Here is a 17,794-nt window from a genome sequence, read left to right on the forward strand (position 1 = left end):
GCGCGCCTCTAGCCTGCTCTATTTGAGGCCGGCCGCGTCCATTCCGCGCAGTTCCTTCTTCAGATCCTGGATTTCGTCGCGCAGTCGGCCCGCGAGCTCGAACTTCAACTCGCGTGCCGCGTTCATCATCTGGTCGGTCATGTTCTTGATCAGATCGGCCAGCTCGGCGCGCGGCATCGACGACACGTCCTGCCCCTCGTACACCCCGGTGCTGACGGATCTGCCCGCCTCGCCCTGCGCTCGCCGCCCACGGCTCGCGTTTCGACCGGACCCACCGATCTCGACGACGGACTCGGTGTCCTCGGCTTCCTGGTACACCTGGTCGAGGATGTCGGCGATCTTCTTACGCAGCGGCTGAGGATCGACGCCTCTCTCCTTGTTGTACGCGATCTGCTTCTCACGCCGACGCTCGGTTTCCTCGATCGCATAGGTCATGGAGTCGGTCATCTTGTCGGCGTACATGTGCACCTCGCCGGACACGTTTCGCGCGGCACGGCCGATGGTCTGGATGAGGCTGGTACCGCTACGGAGGAAGCCTTCCTTGTCGGCGTCGAGAATCGCCACCAACGAGACCTCGGGCAGGTCGAGACCCTCACGGAGCAGGTTGATGCCCACCAGCACGTCGTACTCCCCCAGCCGAAGTTGCCGAAGCAGTTCGACGCGGCGCAGCGTGTCGATGTCGGAGTGCAGGTAGCGGACACGAATACCCAGTTCGAGCAGGTAGTCGGTCAGATCCTCCGACATCTTCTTCGTCAGCGTGGTCACCAGCACACGCTCGTCCTTCTCCGCGCGTTCTCGGATCTGATGGACCAGGTCGTCGATCTGGCCCTTGGTCGGTTTGATGACGACCTGGGGATCGACGAGCCCGGTCGGACGGATCACCTGCTCGACGAACTCACCCCCGGTCTGTCCCAGCTCGTACTTCCCCGGTGTTGCCGAGAGGTAGACCGTCTGACCGATTCGCTGGGTGAATTCCTCCCACGTCAACGGTCGGTTGTCGGTCGCGGACGGCAGACGAAAGCCGAAGTCGACGAGGTTGCGCTTACGCGACATGTCGCCCTCGTACATGGCCCCGATCTGCGGCACCGTCACATGAGACTCGTCGATGACGAGCAGAAAGTCCTCGGGAAAGTAGTCGATCAACGTGGCGGGCGCAGTACCTGCACCTCGGCCGTCGATGTGCCGCGAGTAGTTCTCGATACCCGAGCAGAACCCGACCTGCTTGATCATCTCCAGGTCGTATTGCGTCCGCATCCGTAGCCGCTGCGCCTCCAGCAGCTTTCCCTTGCTCTCCAGTTCGGAGAGCCGACCTTCGAGTTCGGCCTCTATGTCCTTGACGGCTCGTTCCATCCGCTCCGGACCGGCAACGTAGTGCGTGGCCGGGAAGATGCGCACCGAGTCGACCTGCCGAACGATGTCTCCGGTGAGCGGATGGAGGTAGTACAGCGCTTCGATCTCGTCACCGAAGAACTCGATGCGAATCGCCAGCTCCTCGTAGGACGGGATGATCTCGACGGTGTCACCGCGAACGCGGAACGATCCGCGGGTGAAGGCCATGTCGTTGCGGGTGTACTGCACGTCCACCAGCAGCCGCAGCAGCGCGTCACGCTGCACCTCGACGTTGACCTCCAGCTCGATCGACCGATCGACGTACGACTGCGGGGTACCGAGACCGTAGATGCACGACACCGACGCCACCACGACCACGTCACGTCGCGAGAGCAGAGATGCCGTCGCCGAGTGCCGCAGACGCTCGACATCGTCGTTGATGGACGAGTCCTTCTCGATGTAGGTATCGGTCTGGGCGATGTACGCCTCGGGCTGGTAGTAGTCGTAGTACGAGACGAAGTACTCGACTGCGTTGTTGGGCAACATATCTCGCAGCTCGTTCGCCAACTGCGCCGCCAACGTCTTGTTCGGTGCCATCACCAGAGTGGGGCGCTGCAGCTTCTCGATGAGCCAGGCAGTGGTGGCCGACTTACCGGTACCGGTGGCACCGAGCAGAACGACGTCCTTCTCGTCTGCCTTGATCCGCCGTTCGAGCTCGGCGATGGCGGTCGGCTGATCACCGGCCGGCGTGTGTTCGCTGACGACCTCGAATGCCGGACCGGTGCGCTCGATCGCGCCCACCGGTCGGTGTTCGGAGTGCGCGACGACGGGATGTTCGGATGCAAACGCCATTTCACAAGCCTAGACGCGACCACCGACAAGTTCCGTCGGGCAGACTCCGAAGGCCGGTTCCCGGTAGCTTCTACAGGCATGGTCGCTCACACGTCAGCCGGTGCGCACACCGTCGTTCATGCCCCCAAGCACGAGACGTTCGACCTCGTCGCCAAGACGAACGTGGATCCCAAGGGGTTCGTCCGTGTCGTCGACGAATACCGCGTCGAGCCGTGGGGGCTGTACATGGCCCGCCCGTCGGATCACGCCCATTTCGACTACCTGGAGTCCTGGTTGCTGCCCGCTCTCGGGCTCCGGGCCTCGGTGTTCCACTATCTCCCGGCGCACGCCCGGGATCAGGACTACTACGTCGACATCGGCGAGTACACCGCCGGCGCCACCCGATGGACATCCATCGACCACTACCTCGACCTCAGCGTCCGTACCGGCCGCGATTACGACCTGCTGGACGTCGACGAGTTGTTCGACGCACGGGTGGCGCAACACCTCGACACCGCCACAGCCGAACTCGCGCTCACCAGATCGATCACGGCCATCGAAGGACTGTCGCGCCACGACTACGACCTGAACGCGTGGCTCGCGTCCGTCGGCATGCCGACCGAGTGGAACGGCAAACCGTCCTGATTCACCGCCCTCGGTTCACGCAGTCCAGTTCGTCTCCTCCGCCCACTGCCATGCCCGACGGTATGCCACGTCGAACCACGGGGCTTTCGCGTTCTCGTAGGCCTCGATCGCCGATCGGAAGTCCGTGATTCCGGCTGCGGCCTCGGAGGCGCGTCGCTTGATGCCGGAATACTCGGTGGTGATGCTGTCGTCCGCCCGCAACCAGTCACGAAACAACAGTGCGAACGTCTGATTGGGCCAGCCGTCCACCCGGATGTGTACGTTCGCCGGCCGGCCTGGATCCGCACTGCCGTGAAAACGCTTGGACCACAAGGCCGGATCGGCTTCGCCGCCGATTCCATATGCAGGCTTCGGGTGATCGAAGTTGCTCGCCTCCCGCCGAGGGAAGCCTGACGCGCGCAACTGCTCGGCTACCGAATCGGCGTCGTCGAGGCTGCGAACCGTGATCTGAATGTCGATGACATCCTTGGCGTCGAGGCCGGGCACTGCGGTGGAGCCGATGTGGTCGATTCGGACTGCCTTGTCGGCGCAGGCAAGGGCCAGGCGCGAGATGATGCGTCGCGCCTGCAATTCCCACGTGGGGTCGGCTGTCACCTGTTCCGGATGAACACGCGCGATGATCCCCTCCCTGATGTTGCGCTCGAAGGGAATCAGACGGTCGTTCCACAACGCTCGGACTTCGTCGTCGACGCTGCCCGGCGCGCCGGTGTTGTCGATCCACACGTCTGCCGCGGCTCGGCGCGCATCATCGGTTGCCTGCGCTGCGATCCGCGCGCGAGCGTCGGCCTCGGGCATGCCTCGCTGTCCCGTGAGACGACGTACCCGTTCCTCGGCGTCGACCCACACGATGACCACGAGGTGAAAGAACGGCCCCATCGATCCTTCGACGAGAAGCGGAATGTCCTGCACCACTACCGCATCCGGCGCTGCTCCGTCGATGATCTCGGCGGTGCGTTCGCCGACCAACGGATGAACGATGGCGTTGAGTTTCTTGCGGGATTCCTCGTCGCCGAATGCCTTGGCCGCCAATGCCGGCCGGTCGAGCGAGCCGTCGGGTGCGAGAATGTCGGCTCCGAAGGTATCCGTCAGTCGTTGCAGCCCAGGTGTTCCCGGCTCCACGACTTCACGGGCAAGTACATCGGAGTCGACGAGCACTCCCCCGAGTTCGGTCAGCACCTTGGCAACGGTCGATTTTCCGGCACCTATTCCACCGGTCAGTCCCAATCTCAGCATGCACCCAGTCTGACACTCGAACACGCCGAAGCACACCAGCCTCAAATGCACCGGTTTGGGGAGTCGGTCGGTTATCTTCGACGAGCGCGACCTCGATGTGCCGACCCACTGCTATTGAAAAGGACACCCATGCGAAGCAATCAGATCCAACCGGGTCGGCACCGCCTTGGCATGGATGCAGGCGTTCATTGCATTCTCATTCCTGAAGTAGCCTCGGCGTTGGCCGACCATCGGCGTAACTGGTTCACCAACCTTCTGACCCCCGCCCGCCACAGCTTCGCCACCATGCGCAAGCGCACGGCGACCGTCGGCCAGTGGAGTCCAGCCACCGCCGCGTAGTTCGCACTCCCCCTCATACATGGGCCCGGTTCATCCGAACCGGGTCCATTGTCATGTCCGCAAGCACTCTGCTCACCTGATTCGAACGAGAAAGCCCCGGTTCTCACAGGGAGAACCGGGGCTCGGTGTCACACCCTCACGGGTGGACCACTTCTATCAGGCGTTGCCCGACAGCTTCTCGCGAAGTGCAGCGAGCTGCGCATCGCTGGCCAGCGATCCACCGGTCGAGGCCGGAGCCGACGCTGCGGGAGCGTCGCCTTCTGCATCGGCGGGGGCCTGACCCGACTCGGAGGAGTAGTTGGTGTTGGCGGCTTCGGCAGCTTCGTCCTTGGCCGTCTTCTCCATCTGAGCGGTGTGCATCTTGTGGCGACGCTCTGCCTCGGCGTAGCGACCTTCCCACTCTTCACGCTGCTTCTCGTAGCCTTCGAGCCATTCGTTGGTCTCGGAGTCGAAGCCCTCGGGGAAGATGTAGTTGCCACCCTCGTCGTACGAGTCGGCCATGCCGTACTTGGACGGATCGAACTCTTCTGCGTAGTCCTCGTTGGCCTGCTTGAGGCTCAACGAAATCCGGCGACGCTCGAGATCGATGTCGATGACCTTGACGAGTGCGTCGTCGCCGACACCCACGACCTGGTCCGGAACCTCCACGTGGCGCTCGGCCAGCTCGGAGATGTGCACGAGGCCCTCGATGCCCTCTTCGACGCGCACGAATGCACCGAAGGGAACCAGCTTGGTGACCTTGCCGGGCACGATCTGGCCGATCGCGTGGGTGCGAGCGAACTGGCGCCACGGATCTTCCTGAGTTGCCTTGAGCGAGAGGGAAACACGCTCGCGGTCCAGGTCGACGTCGAGAACCTCGACGGTGACCTCGGTGCCGACCTCGACAACCTCGGAGGGGTGATCGATGTGCTTCCAGGACAGCTCGGAGACGTGCACCAGGCCGTCGACGCCACCCAGGTCCACGAAGGCACCGAAGTTGACGATGGAGGACACGACGCCCTTGCGGACCTGGCCCTTCTGGAGCTGGTGCAGGAACTCGCTGCGGACCTCGGACTGGGTCTGCTCGAGCCATGCGCGGCGCGACAGGACCACGTTGTTGCGGTTCTTGTCGAGCTCGATGATCTTGGCCTCGATCTCCTTGCCGACGTACGGCTGGAGGTCGCGAACGCGACGCATCTCGACGAGCGAGGCGGGAAGGAAGCCACGAAGACCGATGTCGAGGATGAGTCCACCCTTGACGACCTCGATGACGGTGCCCTTGACGGCCTCGTCCTTCTCCTTGAGCTCCTCGATCGTGCCCCAAGCGCGCTCGTACTGAGCTCGCTTCTTGGACAGGATCAGACGGCCTTCCTTGTCCTCCTTGGTGAGGACGAGTGCTTCGATCTCATCTCCCACGGAGACGACCTCGTTGGGGTCGACATCGTGCTTGATGGAGAGCTCGCGGGAAGGGATGACGCCTTCGGTCTTGTAACCGATGTCGAGTAGAACCTCGTCACGATCGACCTTGACGATGGTGCCCTCGACGATGTCACCATCGTTGAAGTACTTGATCGTGGCGTCGATGGCGGCGAGAAAATCCTCTGCGGAGCCGATATCGTTGACGGCTACCTGCGGTGAGGTTGTGGTTGAGGGCATGTGTTGAGTTGCTCCGGACGGGTTGGGTATCGGTTGATGGATGTTCGGTCGGACCAGGTGAAACGTGTGCAGCACGAGCGTCTTCGGCGATCCGTTGCCGGGTCCGCATGCGTCGACGACGGGCGAACCCGACTCGAGCGCAGCATGAACACACTCGCGTTGAACAGGGTACGCGATGCCGCAGTACCAGCACAAACCCGGTTAGAGTCGGCGTGTGACCGATCTTTCCACAGCGTCCACGCCCGGCCGCGGCCGAATCGACTCGGTCGCGAGCGACCGTGCGAGTCGTCTCTGGTGGGATTCCGACGCCGAGAACTATCACCGGACCCATGGCGCGTTTCTGGGAGTGGCGACCGAATCCGGAGAGTTCGTCTGGTGCCCGGAGGGGCTGCACGAGGGCGACGTGCATCTACTGGGCGACGTCGCGGACAAGGACGTTCTCGAGGTGGGCTGCGGCAGTGCACCGTGCGCACGCTGGCTCGGGTCTCAGGGAGCGCGCGCGATCGGTCTCGACATCTCGATGGCCATGCTGCAGCGCGGCGTCGACGCCATGACCACCGGCGGATCGACGGTTCCCCTGGTACAGGCCAGTGCGGAGTCCTTGCCGTTCGCCGACGAGCGATTCGACATCGTCTGCTCGGCCTTCGGTGCGGTGCCGTTCGTCGCGGACTCCGCCAATGTGATGAAGGAAGTCGCGCGGGTACTGCGGCCGGGCGGGATCTGGGTGTTCGCGGTCAATCATCCGATGCGCTGGATCTTCCCCGACGATCCCGGGGTGGGCGGTTTGACCGCGACGATTCCGTATTTCGACCGAACCCCGTACGTCGAGTACGACGCCGACGGGACCCCCAACTACGTAGAGCATCACCGCACGATCGGTGACCGCGTGCGCGAGCTGGTCGCCGCAGGGCTGGAGGTTCGCGACATCGTCGAGCCGGACTGGCCGGAGTGGCTCGACCGCGAGTGGGGTCAGTGGAGCCCACTGCGCGGCCAGCTCTTCCCGGGCACCGCGATCTTCAGCAGCCGCAAACCGAACTGACCGAGAGCGCCTCGATCAGCGCCGGTGCACCCGGGCTTCGACGGCTTCGGTGAAGGCACTGGTCGACGCCTGTCCGCCGAGGTCCGCGGTCGCTACCCCGGATTCGACCGTGGCCTCGACGGCATGTCGGATGCGGCGTGCGGCTGCGGCGAGCCGCTCGTCCCGATGCCGCGGGGCGAGCCACTCGAGCAGCATCGCGGCGGACAGGAAGAGGGCAGTCGGGTTGGCACGGTTCTTGCCCGCGATGTCCGGAGCCGAACCGTGGGAGGCCTGCGCCATGGCCTGAGTTTCCGAGGAATTGAGCGACGGCGCGGTGCCGAGCGACCCGGACAGCTCGCCCGTCAGATCCGACAGAATGTCGCCGAACATGTTCTCGGCCACGATGACGTCGTAATCCTCGCCTCGTCGAACCAGATGCGCCGCGAGCGCGTCGACGTGTTCCTCGGCGACCTCGACGTGCGGAAATTGTTCGCCCACTGCGCGGCACGCATCGCGAAACAGCCCCGTGGTCATGGCCAGCACGTTGGTCTTGTGCACGATCGCGAGCTTGCGGCTGCGTCGCTCCGCCAGAGAGAAGGCCTCGCGGGCAATGCGTTCGCAGGCCGCGCGCGTGAACACTCCGACCGCCAGTGCGACATCGGGGGTGGGCATGAACTCTCCGCTGCCGACGAACATGTTGCGATCGGCGTAGAACCCCTCGGTGTTCTCCCGCACGACCACCAGATCCATCCGCGGGGACACGGCCCGCACACCCGGTAGCGCCCTCGCGGGCCGGATGTTGGCGAACAGGTCGAACTCCTTGCGAATCCGTCCGCCCGGAGTCAGCTGTGACCGGAAGGGGTCCGGATAGGACGCGCTGTCGTGTGGTCCGAGAATCCAGCTTTCGAGCTCGCCCAACGTCGCGAGCGTGGAATCGGGCATGGGCGTCCCGTGCTCGTCGATGGCACCGAGCCCTATCGGCAGGTGCACCCAGTCGACTGCCGGTCCATCGGCGGCCACGAGGGCGGCGTCGACCACCCGAATCGTTGCGGGCACGATCTCGTGGCCGATCCCGTCGCCGGTCATGGCCCCGATCCGTAGCGCCGTTGCGTTCCGACCGTCCGTCTGCGACATCATGGCCTCCATGGTGCAGTCCGCAGAACTTCTCCTCGACTCCGGCCTCGACGCAGCGGTTCGCCGCGAGTGGTCGGCACTGTCCGAAGCAGGCCTCCCGAGTCAGAACCGGCACCGCGGTGAATCGAACCGTCCGCACGTCACCGTCGCGGTGGCGTCGTCGATGCCGGCCGCGGTGGACGACGGTGATGCTGTCCGCTTCGATCCGTTCGATGTGCGTCTCGGCGGGCTCGTCGTGTTCGGTGGTCGAACGATCACGTTGGCGCGACTGGTCGTTCCGTCGAGCGAGTTGCTCGATCTGCACGCCCGGCTGTTCGAGGCCGTGGTCGATCGTTCGCTGGAGCACCTCGAACCCGGCCGATGGACACCCCACCTGACGCTGGCCCGGCGATTGACGCCCGAGGAGGCAGGAGCAGCGGTGCGCCTGCTCTCGGCCGACGTCGACGATCTGGTCGGATCTGCGGTTGCGCTGCGCCGATGGGACGGCGAGGGCAAACGCGAGTGGCGAATCGGCTGACCGCCGGCACCCTAGAACCGGAAATCACCGAATTGAGTCACCTCCGCATGAGTATCGGGAGCGAAGCCAGCGAGCACGACGGCGTCGAGGGCCAGGAACATCAGCACAACCACCAATACAATTGTCATTCCGTTAGCTTCCAACCTGCGAAGACAGTGCACGAGTGGCAGTAACGCCACACTTCGACGAATTTCTGCCATACTTCTGTGCATGCTGAAACGAGTGGTCGTCGCGCTGATGCCGTTGACCGAACAGTTCGAGCTGGGCGTCGCCTGCGAGGTGTTCGGATTCGATCGCTCGGACGAGGGCCTACCCACCTACGACTTCTCCTTGATCGCAGGTGTCCCCCAACCGATCCGCACCCGTTTCGGGTACGCCATCGACGTGCCACACGATCTCGACAGTCTCGACAGCGCCGATCTGATCATCATTCCGGCCGGTGGCACCGAAGCCGCCGAAGACGGCACCTACGTCTGCGGGGTCGGATACGACTCGTCGATCGAGCCACTACTGGCCAAACTTCGCGCAGCCGTCGACCGGGGTGCCATGGTCGCCAGCCTGTGCAACGGTGCCTTCGTTCTGGGCAAGGCCGGGCTGCTCGACGGCCGCCCCTGTACGACGCATTGGCGGCATTCCGCTGTGCTGGCCGCGAAATACCCACTCGCGCAGGTCGATCCGAACGTCCTCTACGTCGACGACGGAAACGTGCTGACTAGCGCAGGCACGGCGGCCGGTATCGATCTGTGCCTGCACATCGTGCGCAAGTACCAGGGCAGCGTCGTGGCGAACGGGATCGCCCGCAGGATGGTGGTTCCTCCGCATCGTGACGGCGGCCAGGCTCAATTCGTCACCAGTCCCCTGCCCGCCACTCGCACCGAGACATTGGCACCGCTGCTGGACTGGATGACCGAGAATCTGGACTCCGAACTGACCATCGGTCGATTGGCGGCGCGGGTGAACATGTCGGCGCGCACATTCGCTCGCAAGTTCGCCGCCGAGACCGGAACGACACCCGCGCGGTGGCTCAACGACCAACGTGTGCTGGCAGCTCAGCAGCTGTTGGAGAACTCGGATCTGCCGATGGATTCGATCGCCGAGGTGGTCGGCTTCGGAAATGCCGCCGCTCTGCGGCAGCACTTCGTGCGGTTGCGGTGCACCACCCCGAACTCGTACCGCCGGACGTTCCGCGCCGCACCCTTGCCCGCCTGACACACGGCTCTCCGACGCAGCCGGGATGATTCCGGCGAGTACCGGCGTTGAGACACACCAGAAGCGCAATCAAACGAAAGGGACCGCGTGGCCACTCAGACTTTGACCCAGCAGAATTTCGACGAGATCGTGACGAGCAACGACGTGGTGTTGGTCGATTTCTGGGCGTCCTGGTGCGGACCGTGCCGCCAGTTCGCTCCCACCTTCGAGAAGTCGTCCGACGCACACCCCGACGTCGTGCACGCCAAGGTGGACACCGAGGCCGAGCAGGGCCTGGCAGCCGCAGCGCAGATCCAGTCGATTCCGACGATCATGGCGTTCCGCGAAGGCATTCTCGTGTACGCACAGCCAGGCGCACTGCCTGCACCGGCGCTCGAGGACCTCGTCGGTCAGATCAAGGCACTCGACATGGACGTCGTTCGCCAGCAGATCGCCGAGCAGGCTCCCGAGGCCGAGTAGTTTCTGGTCGCTGTACACGTACGAAGGGCCGCTCACCGAATTCGGTGAGCGGCCCTTCGTCGTTCTTTCCTGCGCCGCCTCGAGTCAGTGCGCTCTCGAATCAGTGTGCAGCGGCGTCCCAGCTGCGGCCGGTGCCGACCGAGACTTCCAGCGGCACCGACAGTTCGATGGCCGAGGACATCTTGTCGCGTACCAGCGCCTCGACTTCCTCACGCTCGGATTCGACGACCTCGAGTACCAGTTCGTCGTGCACCTGCAACAGCATTCGTGACTTCAGCGTCGACTCCGCCAGCGATCGGTGCACGTCGATCATCGCGACCTTGATGATGTCTGCGGCGGTGCCCTGGATCGGGGCGTTGAGTGCGGCCCGCTCGGCGACCTCGCGGCGCTGACGATTGTCACTGTTGAGATCGGGCAAGTAGCGACGCCTGCCGTACAGCGTGGAGGTGTACCCCACCTTGCGTGCTTCCTCGACGGCGTTGCGCAGGTAGTCGCGGACGCCACCGAACCGCGCGAAGTACGCCTCCATCTGCTGTTTCGCCTCGTCGGTGGAGATCTTGAGCTGCGCTGCGAGACCGAATGCGCTCAGTCCGTAGGCCAATCCGTACGACATCGCCTTGACCCGACGACGCAATTCGGGGGTGACCTCCTCGATCGGCACGCCGAACGCCCGGGCACCGACGAAACTGTGCAGGTCCTCGCCGGTGTTGAACGCCTCGATCAGCCCTTCGTCGCCCGAGACGTGCGCCATGATGCGCATCTCGATCTGGCTGTAGTCGGCGGTGAGCAGGGTGTCGTACCCGGCCCCGACGACGAAGCCGTCACGGATGTGGCGACCCGCCTCGTTGCGCACCGGAATGTTCTGGAGGTTCGGCTCGGTGGACGACAGCCGTCCGGTGGCCGCCACCGTCTGATTGAACGTGGTGTGAATGCGTCCGTCGTCGGCAACGGATTTCAGCAGGCCATCGACAGTGACCTTCATCCGCGTCGCGTCGCGGTGATCGAGCAGGAATTTCAGGAACGGGTGCTCGGTCTTCTCGAACAACCCTTGCAGCGCATCGGCATCGGTGGTGTACCCGGTCTTGGTCTTCTTCGTCTTGGGCATGTCGAGTTCCTCGAACAGCACCACCTGCAGCTGCTTCGGTGACCCGAGGTTGATCTGCTTGTCGATCACGCCGTAGGCGGCGTTCGCGGCCTCGTCGACCTGTGCCGCGAATCCGGACTGCAGTGCGCGGAGATGATCACCGTTCACGGCGATACCCGTTGCCTCGACATCGGCCAACACTGTCAGCAGAGGCAGCTCCATCTCGGAGAGCAGGGTGGTCGACTCGATGGCGGCGAGCTCGGAGTCCAGCGCATCGGCCAGGTCGATGACGGCCCGCGCCTTGAGGATCTCGCCCTCTGCGAACGCCGCATCGGCGGTGTCCTCGGCATCGAGCAACGACATCTGACCTTCACCCGTATCCTCCACCCGGAGTTCGCGTTTGAGGTAGCGCAACGACAGGTCGTCGAGATTGAACGATCGCTGGCCGGGCCGAACCAGGTACGCCGCCAGGGCGGTGTCGGTGGTCAACCCACCGAGGGTCCAGCCCCGCCCGCGCACGGCGTGCAGAGCCCACTTGGCCTCGTGCAGCGCCTTGGGTTGCGCAGGATCGGCGAGCCAGGCGGCGAGTGCCTGCTCGTCGGATTCGTCCAGAGCGGTCGTCGTGACGAACGCCCCCTCACCGTCGGCCGCAGCGATCGCCACCGAGGTCGCGTCGCTGTCGAAGGGCCGGCGCGGACCGAGGATCGACAGCCCGCTGCGTCGGCCGTCGGATGCGTGTTCTGCCAACCATGCGGCGAGTTCGCCCGGCGCGACGATGCCGCCGCGGACATCGAAACCTTCCTCCGCCTCGGGTTCGACCGACGCGAGAGTCTCGAACAACCGGTCCCGCAGAATGCGGAACTCCAGATCGTCGAACAAGGCGTGGATCTTCTCGCGATCCCACGGAGCCAGTTCGAGCTGATCGGGAGTGAAGGGCAACGGCACGTCGCGCACCATCTCGGTGAGCTCCCGGTTGAGCACCACACTCGACAGGTTGGCGCGCAGAGCTTCCCCCACCTTGCCCTTGACCTTGTCCACATTGTCCACGAGAGCTGTGAGGGAGCCGTATTCGATGATCCACTTGGTCGCCGTCTTCTCGCCGACCCCAGGAATGCCGGGAAGATTGTCGCTCGGGTCGCCGCGCAGGGCCGCGAAATCCGGATACTGCGACGGCGTCAATCCGTACTTGGTGGCGACCTCGTCGGGGGTGAACCGAGTCAGGTCCGAGACGCCCTTACGCGGATACAGCACCGTGACGTTGTCGGTCACGAGCTGCAGCGCATCCCGGTCACCGGTGACCACGAGGACGCGGTAACCGAGCGCTTCTGCCTGGGTCACCAGAGTGGCGATGATGTCGTCCGCCTCGAAGCCCGCCTCTGCCATCACCGGGATGCCCATGGCACCGAGTACGTCCTTGGTGATGTCGACCTGGCCGGCGAACTCGTCCGGCGTCTTGCTGCGGTTGGCCTTGTACTCGGGGAACCGCTCGGCGCGGAAGGTCTGCCGCGAGACGTCGAACGCGGCCGCGATGTGCGTCGGTTTCTCGTCTCGCAACAGATTGATCAACATCGAGGTGAACCCGTACACGGCGTTGGTGGACTGACCGCTGGTGGTCTTGAAGTTGTCCGCGGGCAACGCGAAGAAGGCCCGGAACGCCATCGAGTGGCCGTCGATGAGCAGCAACGTGGGCCGCTCCCCGCCCGCTTTCGCATCGGTCTCGGCTGCGGGCGCTGCACTTTTCTCCGTTACTGGGCTCACGGTTGACCAGTCTAGGGAGCCGGTCCGACAACTCGTAGCCGGATGCACGAGCCACGACGCGATCGCACTCACGGCGGCCGTCGCGCACCGCGAAACACAACCGATACTTTCCGGAAATCTCAGTCGCCGATTTTGCGTCGTTTCAGCGGATAGAGTCCGACAATTGCAGGAAACCCACATACCCGTGGCACAACGACAACCGTCCGGAGGACGTGCGTGGCTCCAAATGTTCGATGGACCAGAAAGGTGCAACCGCCGAGGTTGCGCGCAAGATCTGCCGTTCGGCTCTTCCAGCGAACACTCCTACTCGCCGTTCTGAGTTCCATTGCCGCGCTGCTGTTCAGTGCGCCGGCATTGGCCCAGGAACCTTCCCCCACTCCCCCGGCAGCACCGGGGACCAGCGCCGAACAGGCACCGCCCGCAGACGCCGTCAGCGTCGCCGGATCCCTGAACAACGGTGGCGAGCGCCTCGTGGGCGTCGACGTGGCGGCGCTCGACGCGTCCGGCTCGGAGGTCGCCCGCACCACCAGTGAGACCGGCGGCCGATGGACCATCGAATTGTCTCCCGGCACATACACATTCCAGGTAGTTCAGGAAACGCTCCCCGACGGCGTCAGCGTCCAGGGCGAGGTCCAGCGCGATGTGGAGGCCGGGCGTTCCAACACCGTCATCTTCTCGTTCGGTGAGGCCAGAACCGCCACCAGCGTCCCGGTCTGGGAGCAGTTCCTGCGAACGACGGTGGACGGCTTTCGGTTCGGACTCGTCATCGCACTGGCGGCCGTCGGACTGAGCCTGATCTTCGGAACCACCGGACTGACCAACTTCGCGCACGGTGAGCTGGTCACGCTCGGCGCGGTTGCCGCCTGGGTCTTCAACGTGACGATGGGCATCCAACTCATCCCGGCCACGATCCTCGCGATCATCGTCGGCGTCGCCATCGGCTGGCTCAACAACGCGGCCATCTGGAAACCGCTGCGAAAACGTCGAACCGGCCTCATCGCGCAGCTCGTGGTGTCGATCGGACTCGCGATCGCCCTGCGCTACCTCATCCTCATCTTCTTCTCCGATCGCGCCGAGCCCTTCGCCGACTACCAGGCGCAGACCCAAAACGAATGGGGTCCGTTCGCCATCACCAACGTCAACCTGGCATGCATCATCATCAGCATCGTCGTTCTCGTCGGTGTCGCACTCATGTTGCAGCGCACTCGAATCGGCAAGGCCATGCGTGCCGTCGCCGACAATCGCGACCTCGCCGCATCCTCTGGCATCAACGTCGAGCGCGTAGTGACGTTCGTATGGTGCCTCGGCGGCGGTCTCGCCGCCCTCGGCGGTGTTCTGTTCGGACTCTCCGAACTCGCCGGTCGCGTGCAATGGGAGATGGGCTTCAAGCTTCTACTGCTGATGTTCGCCGGAATCACCTTGGGCGGACTGGGAACCGCGTACGGGGCATTCCTCGGCTGCGTCATCGTGGGTCTGCTCGTGCAGTGGTCGACGCTGGTAATCAATCCCGATCTCAAGTACATCGGAGGACTGCTCGTCTTGATACTCATCCTCATCGTCAGGCCGCAGGGCATACTCGGCTCGCGGCAAAGGATCGGGTGACCTCATGGATATTCTCGGAGCACTCCAGGTTTCCCTCGCTCAGCTCGTCGGGCCGTCCGCGATCTTCTATGCGCTGCTCGCCATCGGCTTGAACCTGCACTTCGGCTACGCCGGCCTGCTCAACTTCGGTCAGATCGGCTTCGCGCTGCTCGGCGGCTACGGCGTGGGCATCATGACCATCACCTACGAGCAGCCGCTGTGGTTGGGCATTCTGGTCGGCCTCGGTGCGGCCGGTCTGTTGGCTCTGGTGCTCGGCATCCCCACGCTACGACTGCGCGCCGACTATCTGGCCATCGTGACGATTGCCGCGTCGGAAATCCTTCGTCTCGTGTTCAGATCCACCGCCAGCGACTCGGTGACCGCATCGACCAACGGCCTCTTCGGATTTGCCGATCCGTTCACCTCGCTCAGCCCATTCGATTCGGGCAAGCAATACGACTTCGTCGGGGTGAAGTTCTACGGTGACGATCTGTGGGCCATGGTCGTCGGCTGGTCGCTGGTCCTCATCCTCTGCGGCGTCGTCTATCTCCTGACACACAGCCCGTGGGGCCGCGTCCTGAAGGCAGTGCGCGAAGACGAGGATGCTGCGCGTTCGCTCGGTAAGAACGTCTTCGTCTACAAGATGCAAGCGCTCGTGCTCGGTGGCGTGATCGGCGGCATGGGCGGCGTGTTCAACGCCCTGCAGACCAAGTCGATCAACCCCGACTTCTACTCCACGGCGCAGACGTTCTTCGCCTTCGGAGCGCTGATTCTCGGCGGCGCGGCCACTGTGTTCGGCCCTGTCGTCGGAGCCATGCTCTTCTGGTTCCTGCTTTCGATCCCGGACGCCATTCTGCGTCAAGCCATCTCGGGGCCCGATCCGCTGCTCGATCTCACCGAGCAGCAGGTCGGTGCCACCCGTTTCGTCCTCCTGGGAATCCTGATCGCACTACTGATGGTGTTCAGGCCTCAGGGCATTCTCGGCAACAAGCGAGAGGTTCAGCTCAATGCCTGACGCGAAGAACTCGCCGAACAAGAATTCCAGCACCCTCGAATCTCGGGCTGCCATGGCTCTCGACGCCGATCAGCGTGCGGCGCTGTTCGCCGGAGTAGCAGGCGAACCCGGGTCGCCGAAACCCGATCCGACTCTCGTCGTGGATGGCATCTCGCGCACGTTCGGCGGGCTCAAGGCCGTCGATGTCGCGCATCTGGAGATTCAACGCGGCTGCATCACCGGTCTGATCGGGCCGAACGGTGCCGGCAAGACGACGCTCTTCAATCTGCTCACCGGGTTCGATCGCCCCGACACCGGCACCTGGTCGATGGACGGTCAGGAACTCGGCAAGATGCATCCGCATCAGGTGGCCCGCAAGGGTGTCGTCAGAACGTTCCAGCTCACCAAAGCACTGTCGAAACTCACCGTGCTGGACAACGTTCGCCTCGGTGCCACCGGGCAGCGCGGCGAGAAAATTCTGAACACATTTCTGCCCTGGACGTGGAAAGCCCAGGAGCGCGAGGTCACCGAGCGCGCCAACGAGTTGCTCGCCCGCTTCAAACTCGACGCCAAGGCCGACGACCTCGCCGGCTCACTGTCCGGTGGCCAGCGCAAACTGCTCGAGATGGCCCGCGCGCTGATGACGGACCCGTCCGTGGTGATGCTCGACGAGCCGATGGCCGGGGTCAATCCCGCGCTGACGCAATCCCTTCTGGGGCACATCAAGTCACTGCGCGACGACGGCATGACAGTGGTCTTCGTCGAACACGACATGGACGTCATCCGAGACATCAGCGACTGGGTAGTGGTGATGGCACAGGGCAGCGTGATCGCCGAGTCGACGCCGGAGGAACTGTCCAACAACGGTGCCGTCGTCGATGCGTACCTCGGTAGCCATCACGATCAGGCGCTGGAGTTCGACGCCGACGGCAATCCCGTCGGCGCGACGGCGGAACTGGCAGAGGCGCTGAAGAAAGCCGAAGTCGAGGAACTTGCGGCCGGTGGCGACTTGTCAGAACCGGAGTTCGTGAAGCCCGACACCACCGACGGTGGATCCCACCGGGCCAAGGAGGTCAACTGATGAGCGAACCGACCACCGAGAAGCAGCAACTGACACCCGCGGAGTTCGCGGCCACCCCCGGGGAACACGCCCGCCTCGCCGAAGGTGCTCTGCTCCGCGCCGACGGCTTGGTCGCCGGGTACATCCCCGGTGTGAACATCCTCAGTGAGTGCAACTTCTTCCTCAACGACGGCGAGATCGTCGGGATCATCGGACCCAACGGGGCAGGCAAGTCGACGCTGCTGAAAACGCTGTTCGGGCTCGTTGCCGTTCGGGAGGGCAGCGTCAAACTGCGCGGCGACACCATCACGTCCGCGGAAGCACACGTACTGGTGACGAAAGGCGTCGGCTACGTCCCGCAGACGCAGAATGTGTTCCCGTCGCTCACCATCGAAGAGAACCTCGAAATGGGAATCTATCTGCGTCCCAAGAAGTTCAACGAACGCTTCGACTTCGTCAGCGAGCTCTTTCCGCTTCTGAGCGATCGCCGCAAGGTCAAAGCGGGCGCGCTCTCGGGCGGTGAGCGCCAGATGGTGGCCATGGGCCGCGCGCTGATGATGGAACCATCGGTACTGCTGCTCGACGAGCCGTCGGCCGGTTTGTCTCCGATGTTTCAGGACGAGGTGTTCATCCGCTGCAAGAAGATCAACGCGGCCGGTGTCTCGATCATCATGGTCGAGCAGAATGCCCGTCGATGCCTGCAGATCTGCGACCGCGGCTACGTTCTCGATCAGGGCCGCAACGCATACACCGACACCGGACCGGCGTTGATGAACGACCCGAAGGTGATCGAGCTCTACCTCGGCACTCTGGCGGGAAGCAAAGAGAAGAAGTAGCAGCTCCTCGAGACGTGCAGCCCCGGTTCGGTGTGGTCCGAACCGGGGCTGTTTCGTGTGCCCGTGCCGATCGTCCGGGACACACGAAGGCCCGAGTCCGTGTTCCGGACTCGGGCCTTCGTGTACGAGCGT

Annotated in this window: 15 protein-coding genes; 10 read left to right on the forward strand and 5 right to left on the reverse strand. The window is 64.1% G+C overall.

The features are described 5' to 3' along the window. Positions 1 to 18 precede the first annotated feature (18 nt). The gene (uvrB, locus tag MTX35_RS10560) at positions 19 to 2,181 is read right to left on the reverse strand and encodes an excinuclease ABC subunit UvrB (RefSeq protein ID WP_243594914.1); all 2,163 of its coding nucleotides are present in this window, start codon (positions 2,179 to 2,181) and stop codon (positions 19 to 21) included. Between the two features lie 78 nt (positions 2,182 to 2,259). Between uvrB and MTX35_RS10565 the strand changes: the two genes are divergently transcribed. Beyond that, positions 2,260 to 2,805 (forward strand): DUF402 domain-containing protein, encoded by a 546-nt coding sequence (locus MTX35_RS10565; protein WP_243594915.1) that lies wholly within the window; start codon positions 2,260 to 2,262, stop codon positions 2,803 to 2,805. Between the two features lie 15 nt (positions 2,806 to 2,820). On the opposite strand, the gene coaE is transcribed toward MTX35_RS10565, so the two are convergent. Beyond that, positions 2,821 to 4,038 (reverse strand): dephospho-CoA kinase, encoded by a 1,218-nt coding sequence (gene coaE / locus MTX35_RS10570; protein WP_243594916.1) that lies wholly within the window; start codon positions 4,036 to 4,038, stop codon positions 2,821 to 2,823. A gap of 129 nt (positions 4,039 to 4,167) precedes the next feature. Between coaE and MTX35_RS10575 the strand changes: the two genes are divergently transcribed. Next, on the forward strand, positions 4,168 to 4,377 hold the full coding sequence (locus tag MTX35_RS10575) for a hypothetical protein (protein WP_243594917.1): 210 nt from the start codon (positions 4,168 to 4,170) through the stop codon (positions 4,375 to 4,377). 156 nt (positions 4,378 to 4,533) lie between these two features. On the opposite strand, the gene rpsA is transcribed toward MTX35_RS10575, so the two are convergent. After that, positions 4,534 to 6,012, reverse strand: a complete 1,479-nt coding sequence (gene rpsA / locus MTX35_RS10580; RefSeq protein ID WP_027497255.1) for a 30S ribosomal protein S1 — start codon at positions 6,010 to 6,012, stop codon at positions 4,534 to 4,536. Positions 6,013 to 6,226: 214 nt separating this feature from the next. Between rpsA and MTX35_RS10585 the strand changes: the two genes are divergently transcribed. Further along, positions 6,227 to 7,051: a class I SAM-dependent methyltransferase gene (locus MTX35_RS10585; protein WP_243594918.1), complete on the forward strand. Its 825-nt coding sequence runs from the start codon at positions 6,227 to 6,229 to the stop codon at positions 7,049 to 7,051. Between the two features lie 15 nt (positions 7,052 to 7,066). Here the strand turns inward: MTX35_RS10585 and MTX35_RS10590 are convergent, their stop codons facing one another. Continuing rightward, positions 7,067 to 8,164 (reverse strand): isocitrate/isopropylmalate dehydrogenase family protein, encoded by a 1,098-nt coding sequence (locus MTX35_RS10590; protein WP_243595087.1) that lies wholly within the window; start codon positions 8,162 to 8,164, stop codon positions 7,067 to 7,069. 10 nt (positions 8,165 to 8,174) lie between these two features. Between MTX35_RS10590 and MTX35_RS10595 the strand changes: the two genes are divergently transcribed. The 3 genes from MTX35_RS10595 (at position 8,175) to trxA (ending at position 10,349) form a co-directional block, all read left to right on the forward strand. Continuing rightward, entirely contained in the window at positions 8,175 to 8,681 is a 507-nt protein-coding gene (locus tag MTX35_RS10595; protein WP_243594919.1) for a 2'-5' RNA ligase family protein, read from the forward strand. Positions 8,682 to 8,891: 210 nt separating this feature from the next. Beyond that, positions 8,892 to 9,890, forward strand: coding sequence for a helix-turn-helix domain-containing protein (locus MTX35_RS10600; RefSeq protein WP_243594920.1), 999 nt, complete (start codon positions 8,892 to 8,894; stop codon positions 9,888 to 9,890). A gap of 87 nt (positions 9,891 to 9,977) precedes the next feature. Next, a complete protein-coding gene (gene trxA / locus MTX35_RS10605; protein WP_243594921.1) occupies positions 9,978 to 10,349 on the forward strand; it encodes a thioredoxin in 372 nt (123 codons plus the stop codon). Positions 10,350 to 10,449: 100 nt separating this feature from the next. Here the strand turns inward: trxA and polA are convergent, their stop codons facing one another. Beyond that, positions 10,450 to 13,191, reverse strand: a complete 2,742-nt coding sequence (polA, locus tag MTX35_RS10610) for a DNA polymerase I (protein ID WP_243594922.1) — start codon at positions 13,189 to 13,191, stop codon at positions 10,450 to 10,452. Between the two features lie 261 nt (positions 13,192 to 13,452). Here polA and MTX35_RS10615 point away from each other — a divergent pair, with 261 nt between their 5' ends. Genes MTX35_RS10615 through MTX35_RS10630 form a run of 4 tightly spaced genes read left to right on the forward strand, consistent with a single transcriptional unit; the run spans position 13,453 to position 17,662 of the window. Then, entirely contained in the window at positions 13,453 to 14,793 is a 1,341-nt protein-coding gene (locus tag MTX35_RS10615; protein WP_243594923.1) for a branched-chain amino acid ABC transporter permease, read from the forward strand. A 4-nt stretch (positions 14,794 to 14,797) separates the two neighbouring features. After that, on the forward strand, positions 14,798 to 15,787 hold the full coding sequence (locus MTX35_RS10620) for a branched-chain amino acid ABC transporter permease (protein ID WP_121869704.1): 990 nt from the start codon (positions 14,798 to 14,800) through the stop codon (positions 15,785 to 15,787). A 52-nt stretch (positions 15,788 to 15,839) separates the two neighbouring features. Next, complete coding sequence (locus MTX35_RS10625; RefSeq protein ID WP_243595088.1) at positions 15,840 to 16,847, forward strand: ABC transporter ATP-binding protein; 1,008 nt, start codon at positions 15,840 to 15,842, stop codon at positions 16,845 to 16,847. Then, on the forward strand, positions 16,847 to 17,662 hold the full coding sequence (locus MTX35_RS10630) for an ABC transporter ATP-binding protein (RefSeq protein ID WP_121869703.1): 816 nt from the start codon (positions 16,847 to 16,849) through the stop codon (positions 17,660 to 17,662). Before MTX35_RS10625 ends, MTX35_RS10630 begins: the two co-directional genes overlap by 1 nt. The last annotated feature ends 132 nt before the right edge of the window (positions 17,663 to 17,794 follow it).

It is taken from the genome of Rhodococcus sp. ARC_M12, assembly GCF_022810385.1.
Taxonomy (GTDB): Bacteria; Actinomycetota; Actinomycetes; order Mycobacteriales; family Mycobacteriaceae; genus Rhodococcoides; species Rhodococcoides navarretei.